At 29.1% G+C, this 1,398-nt stretch carries 2 protein-coding genes; both read right to left on the reverse strand.

Going from position 1 to position 1,398, the window contains the following annotated elements:
* Positions 1 to 776 (reverse strand): glycosyltransferase family 2 protein (locus tag DW981_RS14675; protein ID WP_147352685.1); only part of this gene is annotated, 776 nt, incomplete at its 3' end.
* 123 nt (positions 777 to 899) lie between these two features.
* Positions 900 to 1,398 (reverse strand): hypothetical protein (locus tag DW981_RS15440; protein WP_207664017.1); only part of this gene is annotated, 499 nt, incomplete at its 5' end.

A 1,398-nucleotide genomic window follows, 5' to 3' on the forward strand; every position in this document is an offset into this window, starting at 1 on the left:
CTAAAATACCATTTAAAATATTTTGTTCTTCCTAGCTCATCTTCTGTTAAAAGATTTCCGTAGTATTCATCATTCGACAAAAAATGAATCAACTTAATCAACATTTCTTCTAAGTTTGATGAACTATCCTGACTTTTGTAAATTCTATAGTCTAATAATGTTTTTGGTATTTCAGCTATTGTTCCACCTTTTTTTTCTAACTCCATATATATAACAACATCGATACACGGACCAGGTGTCGACAATATGGTAATGTTATTATTTTTTATGAATTCTGTTCTATATACAGTTGCCGGAAAAGTAAAACTCTTTTGCTTATTTAAATACTCATGAAAAAATTGCTCATGACAAAATATACGCTCATCATATTTTTCTTCATTTATAATTTTGGTATATTCACCATTCTCGTCAATATTATTAGCGAGACACGAAACTGCCATACAATCTTCATGATTTTCTAAATAAGCAACTTCTTCTTTTAAGAGATTATCATGTAAAATATCATCATCATGAAAAACTGCAAAATAATCACCAGCACAATTCTTGAATGCATAGGATATATTTCCAATTCCACCAAGGTTATGTTCATGCCTAATATAATTAACTCTCTTATCTTCGATAGACTTAACATACTCTTCTGTTCCGTCGTTCGAACAATTATCCAAAACATTAAGTATGAAATCTGAATATGTCTGATTCAGAATGCTTTCCAGAGCAGATTTAAGATAATTTACTCTATTGTATGTTAGCACAAAAATTACTACTTTAGTTTGCATTTTTACCCTCTTATCTAAATAATATGCTTTCAATAACAAAAACACACAATAATCTCATTACTGTGAACCTTCAGCTTTATCCACTTATTTATTCTACTCAATATAATGAGATTACTATGATATTCATTTGCGATTTTGTGTTTGTGATTTTATTTCATACGCTAAAATAATATTTGCAGCAAGCATCATACCACTCTGTCCATAAAACAATACATGACCTGCTCCAAAACTTAATGCTAATGACCATATAATAATGGCGACACCCCATAAATTTTTATGGAAAACACTTACCAATTGCTTTCCATAAAAATATAATATATAGAATAAGCCGAATATTCCAGTTTGGAATAGCAAATCTAGAAAATCCATCTCCATATTGGGATAGCCAAAATCACTTCCACCAAATCCCCATCCAAACAAGTAATGCATCTCCTTTGTGAAAAGTGTAATTGCTTTATTCAATCTTCTTAATCGCATGCTAAATAAAAAATCTGTTGTCGAATAACTGTGTTTTCTCAAATATCTCCAACGTTCAAAAATCAAACTAGTACTTTGAATAATTTGATCCTTATAATATATGATAACAAAAACTAAGAAACATATTAATATTAAAATTTTTAAG

It is taken from the genome of Clostridium sp. AM49-4BH (assembly GCF_003478335.1).
Taxonomy (GTDB): Bacteria; Bacillota; Clostridia; order Lachnospirales; family Lachnospiraceae; genus Butyribacter.